The 20,132-nt window shown below is 42.5% G+C and carries 16 protein-coding genes; 9 read left to right on the top strand and 7 right to left on the bottom strand.

The genetic code is table 11. The features are described from left to right. Nucleotides 1–220 precede the first annotated feature (220 nt). The 5 genes from dnaA (at nt 221) to ACQKCP_RS08440 (ending at nt 8,188) form a co-directional block, all read left to right on the top strand. Nucleotides 221–1,660, top strand: a complete 1,440-nt coding sequence (gene dnaA, locus ACQKCP_RS08460) for a chromosomal replication initiator protein DnaA (RefSeq protein WP_101204765.1) — start codon at nt 221–223, stop codon at nt 1,658–1,660. 160 nt (nt 1,661–1,820) lie between these two features. After that, on the top strand, nt 1,821–2,996 hold the full coding sequence (gene dnaN / locus ACQKCP_RS08455; protein WP_427611994.1) for a DNA polymerase III subunit beta: 1,176 nt from the start codon (nt 1,821–1,823) through the stop codon (nt 2,994–2,996). A gap of 97 nt (nt 2,997–3,093) precedes the next feature. Then, nucleotides 3,094–4,305, top strand: a complete 1,212-nt coding sequence (gene recF / locus ACQKCP_RS08450; protein WP_427611993.1) for a DNA replication/repair protein RecF — start codon at nt 3,094–3,096, stop codon at nt 4,303–4,305. 517 nt (nt 4,306–4,822) lie between these two features. After that, entirely contained in the window at nt 4,823–7,438 is a 2,616-nt protein-coding gene (gene gyrB, locus ACQKCP_RS08445; RefSeq protein ID WP_427611992.1) for a DNA topoisomerase (ATP-hydrolyzing) subunit B, read from the top strand. A 126-nt stretch (nt 7,439–7,564) separates the two neighbouring features. Further along, on the top strand, nt 7,565–8,188 hold the full coding sequence (locus tag ACQKCP_RS08440; RefSeq protein ID WP_427611991.1) for a manganese efflux pump MntP family protein: 624 nt from the start codon (nt 7,565–7,567) through the stop codon (nt 8,186–8,188). 110 nt (nt 8,189–8,298) lie between these two features. Here ACQKCP_RS08440 and rlmF read toward each other — a convergent pair whose 3' ends face one another. Next, a complete protein-coding gene (rlmF, locus tag ACQKCP_RS08435) occupies nt 8,299–9,336 on the bottom strand; it encodes a 23S rRNA (adenine(1618)-N(6))-methyltransferase RlmF (protein ID WP_427611990.1) in 1,038 nt (345 codons plus the stop codon). 87 nt (nt 9,337–9,423) lie between these two features. Further along, the gene (locus ACQKCP_RS08430; RefSeq protein ID WP_427611989.1) at nt 9,424–10,179 is read right to left on the bottom strand and encodes a LysE family translocator; all 756 of its coding nucleotides are present in this window, start codon (nt 10,177–10,179) and stop codon (nt 9,424–9,426) included. Between the two features lie 238 nt (nt 10,180–10,417). On the opposite strand from ACQKCP_RS08430, the gene ACQKCP_RS08425 reads away from it, so the two are divergent. After that, complete coding sequence (locus tag ACQKCP_RS08425; protein ID WP_427611988.1) at nt 10,418–11,218, top strand: crotonase/enoyl-CoA hydratase family protein; 801 nt, start codon at nt 10,418–10,420, stop codon at nt 11,216–11,218. Nucleotides 11,219–11,411: 193 nt separating this feature from the next. Here the strand turns inward: ACQKCP_RS08425 and ACQKCP_RS08420 are convergent, their stop codons facing one another. Then, nucleotides 11,412–12,230, bottom strand: a complete 819-nt coding sequence (locus ACQKCP_RS08420; protein ID WP_427611987.1) for a hypothetical protein — start codon at nt 12,228–12,230, stop codon at nt 11,412–11,414. 366 nt (nt 12,231–12,596) lie between these two features. Here ACQKCP_RS08420 and ACQKCP_RS08415 point away from each other — a divergent pair, with 366 nt between their 5' ends. Together ACQKCP_RS08415 and guaA are read left to right on the top strand one after the other, a co-directional pair. Then, entirely contained in the window at nt 12,597–13,754 is a 1,158-nt protein-coding gene (locus ACQKCP_RS08415) for a MalY/PatB family protein (RefSeq protein WP_427611986.1), read from the top strand. 221 nt (nt 13,755–13,975) lie between these two features. Next, entirely contained in the window at nt 13,976–15,586 is a 1,611-nt protein-coding gene (guaA, locus tag ACQKCP_RS08410; RefSeq protein ID WP_379543447.1) for a glutamine-hydrolyzing GMP synthase, read from the top strand. A 224-nt stretch (nt 15,587–15,810) separates the two neighbouring features. Here the strand turns inward: guaA and ACQKCP_RS08405 are convergent, their stop codons facing one another. The 4 genes from ACQKCP_RS08405 to ACQKCP_RS08390 all read right to left on the bottom strand — a co-directional run bounded on the left by ACQKCP_RS08405 (nt 15,811) and on the right by ACQKCP_RS08390 (nt 19,058). Continuing rightward, on the bottom strand, nt 15,811–16,344 hold the full coding sequence (locus tag ACQKCP_RS08405; protein ID WP_427611985.1) for a hypothetical protein: 534 nt from the start codon (nt 16,342–16,344) through the stop codon (nt 15,811–15,813). Between the two features lie 172 nt (nt 16,345–16,516). Beyond that, a complete protein-coding gene (locus ACQKCP_RS08400; RefSeq protein WP_427611984.1) occupies nt 16,517–17,518 on the bottom strand; it encodes an oxidoreductase in 1,002 nt (333 codons plus the stop codon). Nucleotides 17,519–17,590: 72 nt separating this feature from the next. Continuing rightward, the gene (locus ACQKCP_RS08395; RefSeq protein WP_427611983.1) at nt 17,591–18,568 is read right to left on the bottom strand and encodes a zinc-binding dehydrogenase; all 978 of its coding nucleotides are present in this window, start codon (nt 18,566–18,568) and stop codon (nt 17,591–17,593) included. A 235-nt stretch (nt 18,569–18,803) separates the two neighbouring features. Further along, the gene (locus ACQKCP_RS08390) at nt 18,804–19,058 is read right to left on the bottom strand and encodes a DUF2798 domain-containing protein (RefSeq protein WP_427611982.1); all 255 of its coding nucleotides are present in this window, start codon (nt 19,056–19,058) and stop codon (nt 18,804–18,806) included. A 343-nt stretch (nt 19,059–19,401) separates the two neighbouring features. On the opposite strand from ACQKCP_RS08390, the gene ACQKCP_RS08385 reads away from it, so the two are divergent. Beyond that, entirely contained in the window at nt 19,402–20,121 is a 720-nt protein-coding gene (locus ACQKCP_RS08385; RefSeq protein ID WP_427611981.1) for an aspartate/glutamate racemase family protein, read from the top strand. Nucleotides 20,122–20,132 lie beyond the last annotated feature (11 nt).

Here is a 20,132-nt window from a genome sequence, read left to right as displayed (position 1 = left end):
TGAAAGTTATGCACAAAACTGTCCACAGTCTTATCCACAAAAAACAAGGTTTTATCCACAGGGTATCTGTGTTAAATTAGGCGCTACTTGATATACACCTTCGTATAGGATATCAGTACGAACTCTTTGGTTAGTTGTTACGTGTAATATCGAGGCTTAGGTAGCAATTTATATTGCTAAAAAATAACTATTATTTCAGATTACAAGGTCAGTACTTTTCATGATAGACACAGCAAATATTTGGGATAAATGTCTAAACGATTTGCGTTATAACGTCAAAGACAACGTGTTTACTATGTGGCTGAGACCTCTGTCAGCTCATCAAGAAGCACAAACTTTGATTATTCTTGCTCCCAATGATTATTTTGTGACGTATATCAAGAAGAATCATCTTCAGGATATTCAGCAGTTGGTGACCAAACACAGTCAAGGTAGTATTGAAGAGGTCGTCGTACGTGTTGATAATGCTGGCCGCAATGCAGAAGATAACAGTCAATCAGGTTCTTTGTTTGTAGAAGACGACGTCTCCCCTACCCCATCCGAACATAAATTTGAATCTATTCATCATAACAACGCAAAAGCAGATATCGACGCGAACATGCGTCATAACGAGCCAGTTGAGTCTGCTGATACAAAATCATTAAGCTATCTGAACCCCGAATTTACTTTTGAAACCTTTGTTACAGGTAAGTCCAATAATTTGGCTTACAAGGCTTGTTATGAGCTTGGTAAGCGCCAATCAAAAAATCGTCACAATCCCTTATTTATATACGGACCTTCTGGCTTGGGAAAAACGCATTTAATGCATTCTGTAGCTCATCGCTATTTAAAAAATAATCAAAGTTTTTATTATTTCACTTCTGAAAAATTTATAAATCAATTAGTTTATTCATTAAGAAATAATAAAATAGAAGATTTTAAGAAGAAAATAAAAAAAGTAGATTTATTGATTGTAGATGATATTCATGTATTGGCAGGAAAGACTAAAAGTAGTAATGAGTTTCTAACATTATTTGCAGATTTTACTAGTGGTGATAAACAGTTGATTTTGGCCTCTGATCGACACCCCTCCCAAATGACGGAATTTGATGAACGATTTAGATCACGGTTTTCTTGGGGGTTAACAGTCGCTGTTGATCCTCCTGAAATTGATACTCGAGTGCAAATTCTGCAGAAAAAAGCGGCTTCCTACGGTATGGTATTACCAAAGGAATGTGCGCTATTCATTGCGCAAAATGTGGTGTCTAATGTCAGACGTTTGGAAGGTGCTTTAAATCAGGTATTTGCCAATGCTAACTTAACAGGGGCGCAGATTACCCTTGAGATGGTGCAATACGCACTAAAAGATATCGTTGCGATGCGTGTGCAGGCAGTAAATATGGATAACATCCGTAAGATAGTTGCTGAGTATTATGATGTCACGGTCAAAGATATTATGGGGCGTAAACGTACGCGTAGTATTGCAAGACCACGTCAAATAGCGATGGCTTTGTCGCGTGAATTAACAGGCGATAGCTTCCCTGAAATTGGTCAGTCGTTCGGTGGACGCGACCATACGACGGTGATGCACGCTTGCGATAAAGTAAATGAGTTAAGAGCAGCAGACCCTGCATTTGATAAGGATTATAAAACCCTAGCTCTGATGTTACAGGCAGGATAAAAGCGCTAGATATCGTTGTATTCTAGTAGATACAGATGGTTTATAATATCGAAAATATAAGTCCACAGATGCTTTGTAGATTATCGTCAGCAGACAAGGTATTATTAAGTCATTACGACAAATTTTTATAAAAGAATCATTCAAATAAGAGTAACTAAGCATGCAATTATCGATCAATCGAGAATCGTTACTAAAAGCTATCAACTTGATCGCCAAAGCCGCTGATAAACGCCACAATATGGTTATATTGGGTAATATCAAGCTACAGCTATCAGATTCTGAGCTTATCTTAACAGCGTCAGATTTAGAGGTAGAGCTGACATCGACATTGAAATTGCCTGCTGGTGCTTGTGTAGAAGCAGGTACAACGACACTTCCTGCAACCAAGCTAAAAGATATTTGTAAATCGCTACCTGCACAGGCGCAAGTTACTCTAGCAACTCAAGCAAATGAGCGTTGCTTGTTAACTAGTGGTAAGAGTCGTTTTACATTAGGAACATTGCCAAGCGAAGACTATCCGAGCTTGGGTAACCCTGAAAATATCACACCTCTGACTATTAGCCGTAATCGTTTGACAGATTTGATTCACAAAACGCAGTTTGCAATGGCGATTCAAGATGTACGCTACTACTTAACAGGTATGTTGTTTGACGTTTCACAGCAGCAACTGACAACGGTAGCAACAGATGGCCATAGATTGGCATTAGCCCGTAGTGTGATCAATGTAAGCGCAGATCTCAATATGCAGGCTATCTTGCCACGCAAAGCAGTGATCGAACTTGAGCGTTTAGCTTCTGAGCTTGGCAAAATGTTGGGTGATCAGGATAACGTAGTTACTCTGAGCTTCGGTCGAGAGTTTCTACAAGTAAGTTTGCCATTTGGTGATGTAGATAGTACAGGGCAAGTTAGCCAAGATCTGATGGTGACTTTTACTGCACGTTTGATTGATGGTAAGTTCCCTGATTATCGCCGTGTGATGCCAAGCAATACTGACAAACTGGCTTTGTTTAGTCAGGAAAAAATGACAGACGTACTACGTCGTGTTGCCATCTTGAGTAATGAAAAATCTCGTGGTGTGGTCTTTAATTTTGCTAGCGATGGTATGGTTGAAGTACGTGCTAATAATGCTGAGCAGGATGAAGCAGTAGAGATGATACAAGCTAAGTATCAAGGTGAGCCGATGGAGCTGTCATTTAATGCTGCGTATCTGCAAGATGTATTAGGTGTCATCCAAGGCGATTTGCAAATGCATATGAGTCAATCGAATGCCTCTGTATTGGTCAATCAACTAAATGACGAGTTCCATCAATATGTCATTATGCCAATGCGTATATAGTGCGTTTTAAAGAGCTTTATTTTCAGTACTGAATATTAATTTTTAATAAACTTTTGCCTGCTGAACTAGCAGGCTTTAATGGGCGGCTATCGATACTATGATTGAACGTCTACAAATATCCCATCTTAGAAACCTTACTCAAATTAGCCTAGAGCCTGCTGCTTGCAACGTTATTATCGGTGCAAATGGCAGCGGTAAAACCTCGTTTCTCGAAGCTATATTCTTGTTATCAAGAGGTAAGAGCTTTCGTCATCACCAACCTAAACGTTATATCCAACACCATCAAAATAACACAACTGTCCATGCTAATCTCAGTGACGGTCGTACTTTAGCTATTCAAAAGCAAGCAGATGCTACGACCATCTTACGCCTCAATCAAACCACTGTGTATAACCAAAGTATCTTGACAGAGCAGCTACCTACGTTACTGATAGATCCATCGACAATGGATATGTTGGAGCAGGGAAGTGCGAGCCGTCGACAACTATTAGATTGGTTAGTGTTTCACATGAAACAAGGGTTTCATCCGCAATGGATGGCTTATCAACGCCTCCTAAAACAGCGCAATAGTTTACTAAAAAGTACTCGTCATTTAACCCAAGTACAGCTAGCTGAGCTGAAATCATGGGATAAAGGACTGAGTAACCATGCTGCCTTGATTCACCATTATCGCGAGCAAGTATTTACTGATTGGAAGCCTTATTTTGCCAACAGCATCGTACAGCTATTGCCATCTTATGCTGAGCAACTGAGCCTAAGCTATAACGCTGGTTACGACACCAGTGTTGCGTTAGATGTGCAGCTTGATGAGCGGTTAGAGCAAGATTTGCAATTGGGATATACTCGTATAGGTAATCATCGTGCTGATATTCATGTGCATTGGCGTTCTGATGAGCCTATAAATAATCAAACGACAGATGTCAGAACAACAGCTTCAGCACATGGTGTTCAAACCAAACTACCAACTTTGAAAGAGCAGGCAGCAAATGTATTGTCTCGCGGTGAAAAGAAACTGCTTATTACTGCACTGCGCTTATCGCAGCTACCACTGTTGCTAAACGATGAAGATCGCAGTGACTCACTCAATGATGATTTATCATCGAAAGTAACCCCTGTTGTGCTTCTAGATGATATCACTGCAGAACTAGATGATAGAGCTATAGAAATACTGCTATCGACCCTAGCTCAACTCCCTTGCCAAGTATTTATGACCAGTCTAACAGACGATATTTTACCTTTAGTTAATGAACTTTGGTCACAACCAAATACGTTTCACGTGAAACAAGGAAAAATCTTATTTATTAACTAATATTTCATTCTTCTGCTTATACTTTTAATGATTACCCATCTACTTTCACCTCTCATTACTCATTACTCAGTACACTAGCCACTATTATCTGTCCTGACAGTTACTATGTTAAGACGACCTTTCGCAGACCGTAAAACTCTCAGTAAACAGTGACTTAGAAGCAAAAAAATGTTAAAATAACCCTTTGTTTTTGTCCTGTGCTCAGCAATTTATTTGATAACATCATAGAAAAAATTTCTATTTTTCAATTATCTATAAGTATTTGATAATTATGTATTTTATTTATTTCAATAGTTTTGACAATGTCTAGAAGAACAAAGACTATTACTAATAAATAATTTGCTAATTTTATCTCTGTGCGGCCTTTTTAAGGCTAACGGTGGTTAGTGGTTTAGCTGCTCATATGCACTCTAGATTATGAATAATAGACGTTAATTTTAAGATGCCATTATTAAGTGGACTTTTTATAAGTGCGCTAATCGTAAATGGCTGATTATGGCTAGATTAAGGAATGTACATGAGTGATTCATTACCTATTGACCACGAGCAATTGATAGGAGACAGTGCTACTGAAGCAGCTGTTCCTACTGTAGTTTCAGAAGTATTGCCTTCTGATTATAGTTCTAAAGATATTCGCGTATTGCGTGGGTTAGAGGCCGTACGTGTGCGTCCTGGTATGTATATCGGTGATACCGATGATGGCACAGGCTTGCATCATATGGTCTTTGAGGTGGTGGATAATTCTATCGATGAGGCACTTGCCGGTCACTGTGATCAGATCGATATCATCATTCACGAAGATGAGTCTGTCAGTGTAATGGATAATGGCCGCGGTGTACCAGTCGATATTCATCCAGAAGAGGGTGTATCAGCGGCACAGGTCATTATGACTGTTTTGCATGCAGGCGGTAAGTTCGATGATAATAGCTATAAAGTATCAGGTGGCCTGCATGGTGTTGGGGTATCGGTCGTCAATGCGTTGTCTAAAAAGCTTGAGATGAATATCTGGCGTGAAGGCTATCATTACCATCAGACCTATACTGATGGCGTACCTGACGCCGACATTCAGCAGATGGAAGCGACCGATCAAACCGGTACGCAAATCCGCTTTTATCCAAGTAGCGACGTATTCACCGGTACAGTCTTTGAATATGATATTTTGGCAAAACGCCTACGCGAGCTGTCATTTTTGAACTCTGGTGTGCGTATCGTTCTGACCGATGAGCGTATTGATAAGCGTCATGAGTTTGAGCACAAAGGTGGCTTACTAGAATTTGTCAGCTATATCAATGCAGGCAAAGACGGTATCAATGAAGTCTTCCATTTTACCAGTCAACAAGACGATGGTATCAGTGTCGAGGTTGCGCTGCAATGGACCGATACGTATAACGAAAAAGTGTTGTGCTTTACCAATAATATTCCGCAAAAAGATGGCGGTACGCATCTATCAGGTTTCCGCTCAGCACTTACACGTGGCCTCAATAGCTATATGGATCGCGAGAATTTATTCAAAAAAGAAAAGGTCGCTGCGACTGGTGATGACGCTCGTGAAGGCCTAACGGCTATTGTCTCGGTGAAAGTGCCAGATCCAAAATTCTCAAGTCAGACCAAAGACAAGCTAGTCTCAAGTGAAGTGAAGTCTGCTGTCGAATCAGCGATGCATGATAAGTTCAATGACTATCTGCTAGAGAATCCAACTGCTGGTAAAGCCATTGCTAATAAAATTATGGAAGCAGCAAGGGCGCGTGACGCCGCTCGTAAAGCGCGTGAAATGACCCGTCGCAAGACGACTCTGGATATTGCAGGTCTGCCCGGTAAACTTGCTGATTGCCAAGAAAAAGATCCAGTACTATCTGAGCTATATATTGTGGAGGGTGACTCTGCAGGTGGCTCAGCTAAACAAGGTCGTAGCCGTAAGACCCAAGCTATTTTGCCACTAAAAGGTAAAATTCTAAACGTTGAGCGTGCGCGCTTTGATAAGATGCTCTCGTCTGCTGAAGTGGGTAATCTGATTACCGCACTTGGCTGTGGTATTGGCCCTGACGAATATAATCCAGATAAAGTACGCTATCACAAAATCATTATCATGACCGATGCTGATGTTGATGGGTCACATATTCGTACTTTATTGCTGACTTTCTTCTTCCGTCAAACGCCTGAATTAATCGAGCGCGGCTATGTATATATTGCTCAGCCGCCGCTATACAAAGTAAAAAAAGGTCGTCAAGAGTTATATCTCAAAGATGACGAAGCGCTTAAAGCCTATCTATTGTCTTCAACAATTGACAATACTAAGCTGCATATCAGTGCCGATGCGCCTGCGATTACTGGTCAAGCGCTTGAGACACTGCTTAATGACTATAACCAAACGCAGTTGATCAAAGCACGTCTGCAGATTCGTTTCCCAGCGGTGATTTTGGACGCATTGACGCATACGCCAAAACTTAGCACTGACATGACTTATGATGAGTCTGCCATGCAGGATTGGAAAGCAGCAATGCAGACTAAGCTTGATCACTTCGGTAGCGATCTGAGCCCTGAGATTGAACTGGTTAATATTCATGCGCCGCAGCCAAAAAATATGGATGCAGCCGCAGCAGATCTATTGGGTATGACGCCAGTAGTAGGTACTGAAGAAGGTGAAGCGTCAGATAGTGAGGCCTTATCTACCAAGGCACAGTGGCTACCACGCGTCACGGTATACGTGCATCAACTAGCACACCATTATCTGTTAGATGCTAGCTTTATCAACTCGGGTGAGTATGGCAAGTTGCTGCGTTTATCAAGCGAGTGGAATACATTGCTTGAGAGCGATGCTTTTATCCGCCGTGAAGCATCTGCAGGAACAACGAAAGATATCCCAGTGCGTGACTTTGATTATCTCTGGCAGCAAATGATGCTTGATGCGCGTCGTGGTCTAGCTATCCAGCGTTATAAAGGGCTAGGCGAGATGAACGCTGATCAGCTATGGGATACAACGATGGATCCTGAAAACCGTCGTATGCTACGCGTTACGATCGAAGATGCTATCGCTGCTGACCATATGTTTACCTGTTTAATGGGTGATCATGTTGAACCGCGCCGTATATTCATTGAAGAGAATGCATTAACAGTATCGAACCTAGATATTTAAATTTGAAACTGGTTACTGACAATTTATAAAAATACCGCTTTGATATTCAAGGCGGTATTTTTGTTTCACGTGAAACTCATTTGTTAGCGTTGCTATTACTTAATAATTATAATTCGTGGGAATCGAATGATTGAAGTAATTTTACTCGCTATTGCTTTAGCGATGGATGCGTTTGCAGTATCGATAGGGTTGGGTGCTAAGGCTCAAAAATATAGTCATCAATATGTACTGCGCTTGGCTATCTATGCTGCGCTTTACTTTGGTATTGCTCAGGGCGTAATGCCTCTTATTGGATACTTATTGGGTGCGGCAATGTTGGGTTGGCTAGCCGCTGCTGCACCTTGGATTGGTGGTACTATATTGATTGCTCTAGGTGGGAAAATGCTTTACGAAGTGTTTACTACTGATGAGTTAGATGATGACAATGATGATCTGGACGTCAATGATGATGCTATTAATACTGGTAGTGACACAGTAACAGCCACGAGTAAGCATGGACATATCAATCACCGCACCATGTTTACGTTAGCGGTTGCAACCAGTATTGATGCAATGGCGGCAGGGTTTACGCTGAATTTATTGGCACTGAACGCGTGGTTAGCTTGCCTTATTATCGCTGCAGTAACCGCTATATTTGGCTGGCTCGGGGTCTATTTGGGACGTCGCTCAGGCACATGGCTAGAGGATAAAGCTGAAGCATTGGGCGGTATCGTGCTTATTGCAATTGGTCTAAAAGTAATGTTTTTTTAGCTAATATATTTAGATTTTTACTGAGTATTTATACAAAAGCACCGCTTTGAATATCAAAGCGGTGCTTTTTTGTTTCACGTGAAACTCAAGTTAGTGATTTTGCTTAGTGATTATTCTTCGTCAGTGTCAAAACGCCAAGCTAGTACACGAGTGCTTTTCTGACCTTGGCTCATTTCGATAATACGCATTTGAGCGACGTTTAGCTGCTTTAACAATAATTGCAATGGCTTAACGTTTTCAGATTTCGACACTAAAGTAGTAAACCAGCCAACGTGTTCTGCAAAGCTCTGGCTTTCTTTTGCCATTTTGGTCAAGAACGCAATCTCGCCACCTTCACTCCATAGCTCTTTGTGCTGACCGCCAAAGTTCAGGTTTTGCGCAGCGTTGCCTGATTTGGTTGAATGACGGCTGATTTGCTCGCTTTCATTCTTACCACGATGGCGCTGCAAATTGTGCTGCTTGCGGCTATTGGCTTCCATCGCTTCTTCTAATGAAGCATGAAACGGAGGATTACAAACCACGACATCAAAATAGTCTTGACGACCAATGATGTTTTTAAAGATAAACTTAGGCTCAGGCTGCAGCTTTACTTTGACCGCACTCTTTAGTTTTGGATTGGCTTCACAAATCAGCGCTGCGGTGTTGACCGAAATAGGGTCAATATCACTTGCTGTAAAGCGCCAGCCATAGCTTTGGCTACCGACGATAGGATAGATAGCACTGGCACCAGTACCGATATCAAGGGCGTGAATTTCCTTGCCCGTTGGCGGTGTGTTATGGGCATTTACGTGAGTGGTTTGCGCCAACAAGTCCGCGATATAGTGAATATAATCGGCACGTCCAGGAATAGGCGGACATAGATAGCCTTCAGGAATGTCCCAAAATTTAACCCCGTAATAGTTCGCCAATAGTGCTTTATTTAGCACGCGAACAGCCTGATGATCCGAGAAATTAATCGTCGACTCACCTTTAGGATTGGTAATGGTGTGGTCAGCAAGCTCGGGTAAGGCGCGAGTCAATACTGCAAAGTCGTAACGTCCTTGGTGCGGGTTACGTGGGTGCAGCTGACCGAGTTTCTTCGCGGTCGCAGGAGATCTGTTTCTGTGTTTACTATTTGCAGGGTTACGGGTCATGGGCTTACTTGTCATAATGTCAGGCTACGATATATGGATATAATTAACCAGTGTAGCAGATTTCGCAGGTTGCTAATTGTTTATCCGCGCTTTATCGGTCGCTTATCGATGGCGCAATATCAAGTTAAGCCCTAATACGATCATCGCAGTACCCAATACACGGTCGATCCAATGCTCAAATCTTTGGAATCGTCGATGTACCGCAGGGATAGAGAGTAGCATGACAACCGTACTAAACCATGCCATCTGTAACACCATCATCCATACACCATAAGTAGCCAATTGCCAAAGCGGGATGTCAGGCGACAATACAAGAGTAAAAATAGCTACAAAATAGACAGGTGCTTTTGGATTAAAGACATTACAAAGGAATCCGCGACGCAACGTAGCAAAGGTAGATTCGCTATTGCTAGATGATTTTTCGATAGTGGTTTCTTTGGTTGTAGGTGTGGTCTGGCTAGTAAGCGCATCTTGCGAAGTGTGAGTGCTTGAACCTACTTGTGAATCTGCTTTTTCTAAAGCATGTGTTTTTTCTAAAAGATGAGCTGTTTCTAAATCTGCTGGTTTTTTAGGCTTGGCTTGGATACCTTGCCAACCTAAATAAATCAGATAGCCGCCACCCAACCATTTAATAGTAGTCAATAATGGCTGCGAATGAGCAATGACAGTCGCCAGTCCTAATACAGAATAGATAATATGGACGGCAAGACCTAGGGTAATACCGAGACTACAAATCAAACCTGTGCGTCGACCTTTTGCTAATGTCTGCTGCGAGACTAAGACAAAATCAGGGCCAGGTGAGGCCGCAGCCAATAGATGTACGCTAGTGATAAGTAAAAAACCGTGCCAAAATTCCATAAAATACTCTGAACCATATTTAGACCTGCAACATAGTTGCACTTATCGTAAATGAGGTCAACTTTTATCGATTTTTGCACTATGCGAGTCATCTCTATTGCTTGTGTTATAGAACGAGGGTGTCTATATTAAAGGTGACTTATCACTCAATCTCTACCGATAAATTATTGAGATTCGACTATATAACCACTCATTATATGCAAAATATGCAAATAATTACTTTAACAAGGATGGAACCATGACTACGGATAGTAACGCCACAGAAAACCGCATCACTTATAACACGCAAGGCCATGTTTGCCTTGTAGGGCTAAATCGTGCCAATAAACGCAACGCCTTTGACAGTCATATGATTGCTCAACTGTCTGACGCCATGACTCGCTACGAGGCGGACGATAACTTACGCTGTGCGTTGATATTTGCCCATGGAGATCACTTCACTGCTGGGCTGGATTTGGTAGAGCTACAAGACAAGCTAAACGATGGCGTGTTTGAGTTTAATGACGATCAAATCGACCCATGGGGTATTAGTGGAAAACTACGTACTAAACCCGTGGTCGTCGCGGTAAAAGGTACTTGCTTCACTGTGGCTATCGAGCTGATGCTCAACAGTGATGTGGTCATCGCCAGTGATAACTGCAACTTTGCACAAATGGAAGTCCAGCGCGGTATCATGCCATTTGGCGGGGCGACGGTACGTTTTGTCGCCGCTGCTGGCTGGCAAAAAGCCATGCCGTATCTACTCACTGGTAAAACATTTGATGCGCAAACGGCCGATAGACTGAATTTGGTCAGTGAAGTAGTAGCAAGTGGCACTGAATACGAGCGTGCATTAACGCTAGCCCAAGAGATCTGTAAAGCCGCACCTTTGGGTGTGAGAGGGGCATTGTCTTCAGCGCAAGATGCTAGCCGCAATGGTGCAGCAACGGCATTGGCCAATATCCATAGCTATCTCCCGCCGCTGTTTCATTCAGAAGATGCCAAAGAAGGCGTGATGGCGATGGTTGAGAGACGTGAGGCTGAGTTTAAGGGGCGTTAATATTAATAAAGTTTAAGAATGATTTCTCATACGCAAAAGATAAAATTTCGATATGTGTGATTATCTTTTAAACTTTCGTAAAAATCCTATTTAATCAAATACATCACCCAAAAAAACCTCGCAATCGCGAGGTTTTTTGTTTTATCTAGTATGACTGACTACAACAGCATCAGTGTTGACCACTCAACTATAATTATTTAGCTTTTTGGTAGTAGTCAACCATCATAGTGCCTAAAGTGCCGTTGTCATCGATTGTGACGATTCTGACCTTACCTGATTGTGCTGCGGTACTCGACTGAACTTGTCCGGCGTTACCTAGGACGACTTGGTTGTCTTTAGATGCTTTTGCCTCATTACCGATAGCGATACTGTTCATGCCGCCTGCCATAGATTTATTACCAACCGCGACCGAAGTTGCGCCTTGTGCCATAGCCGCTTCACCGACAGCGGTAGAGCGCATACCGCTTGCATTGGCTAGATGACCAAATGCTTGTGCGCGTTCAGCAGTGGCTTTTGACTGCCAACCGATAGAGGTTGAGCCTAGACCAGCGGCATTAGCTTCACCGCCAACGGCAGTGGCTGAGTTTAGACCTGCATTGGCTTTATTACCGACAGCAACCGTATCGTTATTTCCACCTGCCATAGCTGCTTCACCGACAGCGGTAGAGCGCACACCACTTGCATTGGCTAGATGACCAAAAGCTTGCGCACGTTCGGCAGTGGCTTTTGATTGCCAACCGATAGAGGTTGAGCCTAGACCAGCAGCGTTAGCTTGACCGCCAACGGCAGTAGCTGAGTTTAATCCTGCATTGGCCTGACTACCGATGGCAACGGTATCATTGGTGCCGCTAGTCGTGGCAGCATTGCCGAGAGTGATAGCAGTGCTGCTAGTTACGTTTGCAGTTTGATGGTCAGTTCCTGTTGCCATAGCAGTGCAAGAAGCGGTTGCGGCAATGGCAAAGGTAAGGGCACTAATCTTTAGTACTGATTTCGGTAAAAAGTCCATTTTCATTCTTCATTCCTTTTTGTTAGCCTTGATGGCTTATTAGATAGTTTGGGTAGATGTTGATAGATTATAATCATGGCAACATCAGCGCACTTTGGCATAAATAACTTTATCATAGATAGAGTCCGAAACCTTAATGTAGCATTAATTTTTAATCATTATTGAAATAAAGTTTACTTTATATCTTTGACGGTTATTTAAGCCGATAAATTGATATTTAGGGTCTAAAATCACTTTAATTCTTTGTGAAAAATTGAATGCGCCTTAATCTACTAGAGCAGATAGCGTAGCGTATATTGATAATACAATGCATATATTGCGCTGTATTTTTTACGTTCCAAACCATTATTATTCCAAATAAGAAGAGTACCAATGCAATATAACTTTGATGAAATAATCGACAGACGCGATACCGGTTCACTCAAGTGGCACTATAGCGATGACACGATTGCGCTATGGGTAGCAGATATGGATTTTAAGGCTGCCACACCGATATTAAGTGCGGTTGAGCAAGTCATGCAGCATGGCATCTTGGGTTATACCAAACCTACTGACGCTTTATATAACTCGATTATGAAGTGGCATGGTAGTCGTTATGACTTGCAGTTAGAGAAGCAAAATATCTTGTTTTCCCCTGGTGTCGTGCCAAGCCTAGCGCTGATGATGAATGTCTTTACCAAGGTAGGCGAAGCAGTATTGGTCAACGATCCTATCTATACACCCTTTATGAGCAAGGTTGAGCAAAATGGTCGCAAGCTTGTACTTTCTACACTGAAGGAAGTCGAAGGTAAGTATCATCTTGACTTGGCTGATATCGAAACCAAAATCATCGAGCATGAGGTTAAGCTTTATCTACTGTGCAATCCGCATAATCCTGGCGGGCGCGTATGGACGAAGGACGAGCTAGAAGCGCTACTTGCGATTTGCAGAAAGCATAATGTGGCAATTGTGAGTGATGAAATTCATCAAGATTTAACCCTGACTGGTCATACTTTTACGCCATTTCTGACGCTGGCAGAAGGCTATGAGCACAATGTCGTCAGCCTGACTTCGATGACCAAAACCTTCAACATCGCAGGTATCAAAGGCTCGATGATATTTGCTAAAGATAAAGCGCTAATCAAAAAAATCAGTCAGCAGCAGCAATTAAATGATGAGTACGAGCTGAATCTATTTGCGTATACAGCCATGCGTAGTGCTTATGAGTACGGCGGTGAGTGGTTAGAGCAGGCGCTAAGTTATATCGAAGCCAACATTGAATTGACGATGCAGTTTTTAAATGAGTATTTGCCTGATATTAAAATCATGCGCCCAGAAGCCTCGTACTTAATTTGGCTAGATTGCTCAGCATATAGCCAAGACGATCAGGCGCTGTATGATGCGCTTAGAGCTGCCAAAGTTGAGCTAAACGCTGGTATTAAATATGGCGAGGAAGGACATTTAAAGATGCGTTTGAATGTGGCCTGTCCTAAAGAGACATTGATAGAAGGGTTGAATCGTATGCACTCAGCGTTGGGTGATATTACGTAATAGACCTAGCAAATGACTGATAAACAGAGAGGAAGATAGCTTGCTGATAATTGGGTTTGCTGTCTACTCTTTGCTTATTTTTATCCTTACTTAGGGAGTAATTATTCAAATTGAGGGTATGCGTGAATAATAATCGCGAATAATTAATCATCTAATAGCCAATAGAGGTCGTAAACTTGTTAAAATAGGGCACCAATTTATCTATTGATGGATATCGATTTATGACCACTGCTGCTGCCACTCCTGCAATCAAAGAAGATCGCATCTTAATCCTCGATTTTGGCTCGCAATATAGCCAGTTAATCGCTCGCCGTGTGCGCGATTCTGGGGTATTTTGTGAGATGTTCCCTTATGATATCGACACTCAGCGCATCATCGATTTTGGTGCAAAAGGCGTCATCTTATCGGGTGGCCCTGAGAGCGTCCACGCAGAAAACAGCCCACGTATCAACGATGCCGTGTTTGATTTAGGCGTGCCAGTATTAGGTATCTGCTACGGTATGCAAGCAATGGCAGATCGTTTTGGCGGGCAAGTCCATGCCAGTGATATCCATGAGTTTGGTGCAGCGACCATCGAAGTAAATGGGCACTCGCAGCTGACTGACGGTATCGAAGACAGCAAGACTGACGGCGCGGCTGCTAAGCTAAACGTTTGGATGAGTCATGGTGATAAGGTCATCGAAGTACCTGAAGGCTTTGACATCATCGCTAGCACGCCAAGCTGTCCAATCGCGATTATGGCCAATGATGACAAGCAATACTACGGCCTACAGTTCCACCCAGAAGTGACGCATACGCTACAAGGTCAAGCGCTGCTTGGTCGTTTCGTGCATCAAATCTGTGAATGTGCAGGTGAGTGGACACCAGACAATATCGCTGATATGCGTATCGCACAGTTAAAAGAACAAATCGGTGACAAGCAAGTATTGCTAGGTCTATCGGGCGGTGTTGATAGTTCAGTCGTTGCCGCGCTGTTGCACAAAGCAATCGGCGATCAGCTGACCTGTGTGTTCGTCGATAACGGTCTATTGCGTCTGCACGAAGGCGACCAAGTCATGCAAATCTTTGCAGAAAACATGGGTGTAAAAGTCATCCGTGTTGATGCTGAAGATTTGTTCTTGAATGCGCTAGCAGGCGAGTCTGATCCAGAGAAAAAACGTAAAATCATCGGCAAGACGTTCATTGACGTATTCGCTGATAGTGCGCGTCAAGTGAGTGAGCAGAGTGATGGTAAAGTCGTTGAATTCTTAGCACAGGGTACGATTTACCCAGACGTCATCGAATCTGCTAAGTCACATCAAGGTAAAGCACATGTGATTAAGAGCCATCACAACGTTGGCGGTTTGCCAGATGACTTGGCATTTAAACTGATTGAGCCGTTACGTGATTTGTTCAAAGACGAAGTACGCAAGCTTGGTATTACCTTGGGTCTACCAGCCAAAATGATCTATCGTCATCCGTTCCCAGGTCCAGGTTTGGGCGTGCGTATCCTTGGTGAAGTCAAAAAAGAATATGCGGATATCCTGCGTTTGGCAGATGCAATCTTTATGCAAGAGCTTGAGCGTTCAGGCTGGTATGACAAGACGGCACAAGCATTTGCGGTATTCCAACCAATCAAATCTGTCGGCGTGGTCGGCGATGGCCGCCGCTATGCGTGGGTAATCGCGCTACGTGCGGTTGAGACTGTTGACTTTATGACGGCTCGCTTTGCGCATCTGCCATATGATTTGATCGAGACGGTATCGAACCGCATTATGAATGAAATCGCTGAAGTATCACGCGTGACTTATGATGTGTCGAGCAAGCCGCCTGCAACGATTGAGTGGGAGTAGTTTTTAATAAAAGCTATCAAACTAAAAATCTGATTAGCTTCGTCAAACTCGTTCAGCCTACTTGATGTAGTGCTATCACTCGTTTTCCTCGCTACTCAAATTTTTTGAATTGATATACAGCTTGTCGTAAATAAAAAAACACTCAACTTGGTTGGGTGTTTTTTTATATAAGTAATTTAAGTTAGTTTTTACTGAAAATATAGAACCTTTATTAGACCTGTTTTTTAAGTGAAAATTCCTATTACACCAATCACTATTGCGATGAATATAGCAAAGCGCGTCCAATACATCGTTTCATTGTGACGTATTTCTTCAGTACTCATAAAGTCGTTATCTACTAACTCTATCAATCCTTCACTTGGAAGAATAAAGTTACCTATTTTTGTATACAAGAAAATTGATAAAGGCGAAACTAAATCGATTGTAATACCTTTAGGATACTGGTATCCAATAGCGTTTTTGACTTGATTCTCATCGCCTATAAATGAGACTAATCCTAATTTTTCAATATCGATTAATAAGTTTACCAGTCTTGTTACCTCTATGATTTCCTTCCTGCATTCGTCTTTATCTGATGAGCTCATAGATAATTGCGCTTTTCTAGCATTTGGATCAACAAGAATACTTTTACTATATTCGTTGCTAAAAAAGTTTTTCTCAAGAAATACATCCAGCAAAACCATGCCTTCATTTCTGAGTACATCTGTTTCAACCAATTTTTTCAGAATACTTTGCTCTTCTTTACCAAATTTCCTCATCTCTAATACCTAATTGAAAATCAAACTATTGTATATAAAAAATCTTAAGTTTTGACATCGTTACTCATTAACGATGAAAAATATTTAGAGTTTGTAGAATTTCTTTTAAAACCTAAAAAAGGCAGCACCTCAAAAAAGATACTGCCTTTTTAATGCTTTGCCTTTATAACCTTTACCCCTTCACATTCACCACATAACGCCCAACCACTTTGCTACACATAAAGCGATCTAGGTATTCTGGCGTTTGCTCTAACGTGATCTCCTCGCCATAGCTCTCAAGATTAGGTAGCTTCATATCGGTTGCGACACGATTCCAAATGGCTTCTTTGTCAGCCAGTGGAATATAGACCGAATCGATACCCAATAATGATACTGCTCTAGTGATGAATGGCATGACCGTCATCGAAAACTCAGCGCCACCCGCTAGACCGCAACTGGTCACTGCGCCGCCCGCTTTGGTTTGTTTGAGTAAGTTAGATAGGTAATCGCCACCGATGGTATCGATAGCGTTTGCCCATAGCTCACGGCCGACAGGTTTATTACCGATTTCATTGATGGTATCGCGATGACGTACTTCGCTTGCGCCTAGTGCCTTTAAGTGCTCGCTTTGCTCTGGCTTACCTGAGAATGCAATCACTTCGTAGCCGAGTTGCTTTAAGATAGCGATACTGATCGTACCGACGCCACCTGTTGCGCCAGTCACAGCAACTGGGCCATCACTTGGTTTTGCGCCCATTTTCTCTAGCTTTTGGACACTTAGCGCTGCGGTTAAGCCGCCAGTACCATAAGTCATCGCTTCTTTTAGGGTGAGTGTTTCTGGGCAAGGTAGCGCCCACTCTGCTGGGATTGATATCATTTGACCCAGACCACCATCGGTATCCATACCAAGATCATAGCCGAATACCAATACTTCTTGTCCTGCGCTAAACGTGCCTGATTTATCACTGACGACCACGCCAGCGGCGTCGATACCTGGGGTATGCGGGTACTGTTTGGTGATTCGTTTATTACCAGTGGCCGACATCGCATCTTTAAAGTTTAATGATGAATAATGCACTTCGATGAGCAAGTCATTCTCTGGCAAGTCACTGACTTTACGCTCTTGAATGCTTTTGCTAAAAGTACCGTCTTCAAGTTCTTCAACGACCAAGGCTTTAAATGTGCTGTTAGACATAAGGCTGTTCCTCATTATATTTTTTGTATACGTGTTTATATATCAGTACAGATAAGCGTTTAAAAATACGACTTATGGCTTTAACAACACTTTACCTTTTTTGCTTGATTGTACTTTTCCAGAGACGGCAGTTGTGATGTCATCTAGACTATAAATGGCTTCGATAGGGAGCTTTAGGTCGCCGTTCGAAGCGCGTTCTAGTAGCTCATCGATTAGACGTTGTTTGTTTTCTAGATCCATTTCTTGACTGGTTTTGCTGCCCCAGAAGCCTTTTACAACGGCTTGCTTAAAGATCAAGCTGCCAGCGTCCAGTGCCATTGGTTTGCCTGACATGATACCAAATGAGACCAGCGTGCCTTTGCTGCCAAGTAACGATAGCAGTTCGTTGCTCGACTCACCACCGACTGAATCGACGGCTGCTGTGATTTTGTCATCACCAATGATAGCGCGAACTTGGTCTTTCCAGTCATCATCAGCGGTGACGACATTGTTTTTGATACCGAGTGAGGTCAGCTCTTCTATCGCGTCTTTACTACGTACGAGATTGATCGTATTTACACCGCGTGCTGCTGCTAGCATCGCAAGCGTTTTACCGACAGCGCCGTTTGCCGCGTTATGAATAATCCATTGACCTTTATCTACTTCTAGGAACTCTAATAGCATTAGGGCAGACAGCGGCATAGCGATCAGCTGGGCAGCCAACTCATCTTCAATACTATCAGGCATGTTAAATACCATGCTGGCAGGAGCGACAAAATACTCTGCCCACGTCTCATGTACACTAGCGCACGCCACACGTTGGCCGACACTTAGATCTGTGACGTCATCACCCACAGCATCGATAATACCTAGCGCCTCACTACCACCGATGGCTGGCATCTCAGGCTTATAGCCGTATTGACCATTTACCGTTAGCAAGTCATGGTTATGAATAGGGGAGAGAATGGTTTTGATACGGACTTCGTTGGCAGCAGGCTGCGGCATGGGGCTGTCGCCAACGCTTAATACGTCAGAAGGTTTGCCAAAGCTGTTATGAATAGCACTACGCATGATGATTTCCTTTGTTTATTTTTAATAATCGTATTCTAGTTATTTGATTGTCTGTCAGTGATGGACACTCGAAGAAAGCGTGCAATCAGCTAACAACAGTAGCAACTTTGATGGATTGTTATCAGTACTTTTTTGGTTAAGTAACGTTGTTGCTTACTGATGAGGACATTGCACAATCATGGCAAATTCAAGATAGCGATATTATTGGTAATCATGCTGTAGTGCGCAGGAATATTTAATAAAACTCTATTCTACTCAGTACATGCTCTTGTATTAGATAGGCGCAGATGTACGCACTTGGCCACGCAAAGACAAAAGCCAGTCCCCAAGAATGCATCAATTCTGTAAAAAAGCCATCAACGTAGCCTACTTTTACTAATAATAGCGCTGACGAGATAATAAGCGACATCATCATCGCCATCAGACCTGTAAAGATAAGGCGATAGAGTTTGCGACGAATGCGTATTCTGATAGTGGGGAAGTTGGTCATAGTGTTCGGTGTCCTACAGGATGATAGCAATTAATGACGCTCAGCCTATGATGCTGGCGTATGGCACAAATATAATTATGCGGTAATAAATAAGCGTAACTGACAAGATAGTTGGCTACGAGCGCACATGATACGCTTCGAAAATGAGTAGGTAAAATCGTTATTATTAATGGTAGGGTTTGCGATATGTTATTAATATGATTATTGTCTTTAATGCAGCATTTTAAAACTTTTGAAGAGATTATTTCTAAAACGAATATCTCTAAAAATAGCGCGTTCTCAGCAGTCGGTTTTGCTACGATAACTTACTATAACTAAGACCAGAAACAACTAGGAGTATAGTATGGCAGCTCAAGAACAACGAGGGTCTCAACAAAAAACATTAGGAATCATCGGTGGTATGAGCTGGGAGAGTACCGAGAGCTATTATCGTCTGATTAATGAAGGTGTCAAGCATCAGCTTGGCGGACTACATTCAGCAGATTTATTGATTCATAGTGTGGATTTTGCGTTGATCAATACGTTACAGGAGCAAGGCAGATGGGACGAGTTAGGTGTGATAATGGCTAACAGTGCTCAGCGTTTACAAGCAGCTGGCGTACAAGGAATCATGATTGCATCTAACACGATGCACAAACTGGTCGATGACGTGCGCTCCGCCACAGACTTGCCATTGACTCATATCGCTGATGCGACTACTGATGCTATCAAAAAACAAAATCTCACCAAAATAGCCTTACTTGGTACTCAGTTTACGATGACTCAAGATTTTTATAAGCAGCGTCTTATTGATGCGGATTTACAAGTATTGATACCAGAAGATGAGGCGAGAGCAGAAGTACATCGCATTATCAAAAAAGAGCTGTGTGTCGGTGAGTTTAAAGACAGCTCTCGAGAGTATTATCGTCAAGTGATTAAAGATTTGGCAGCGCAAGGGGCAGAGGGTGTGATCTTGGGCTGCACAGAGATTGGTCTACTTATTAAACAGGCTGATAGCCCGATACCTGTATTTGATACCACAGCTATTCATGCAGCGGCGGCGGTAGATTTTTTGTTAGAGTAGTTCGGACTGAT

The organism is Psychrobacter sp. NPDC078631, from assembly GCF_050268165.1.
GTDB lineage: Bacteria > Pseudomonadota > Gammaproteobacteria > Pseudomonadales > Moraxellaceae > Psychrobacter.
The sequence above is the reverse complement of the archived record's forward strand: the minus strand, read 5'-3'. Positions and strand labels throughout refer to the sequence as shown.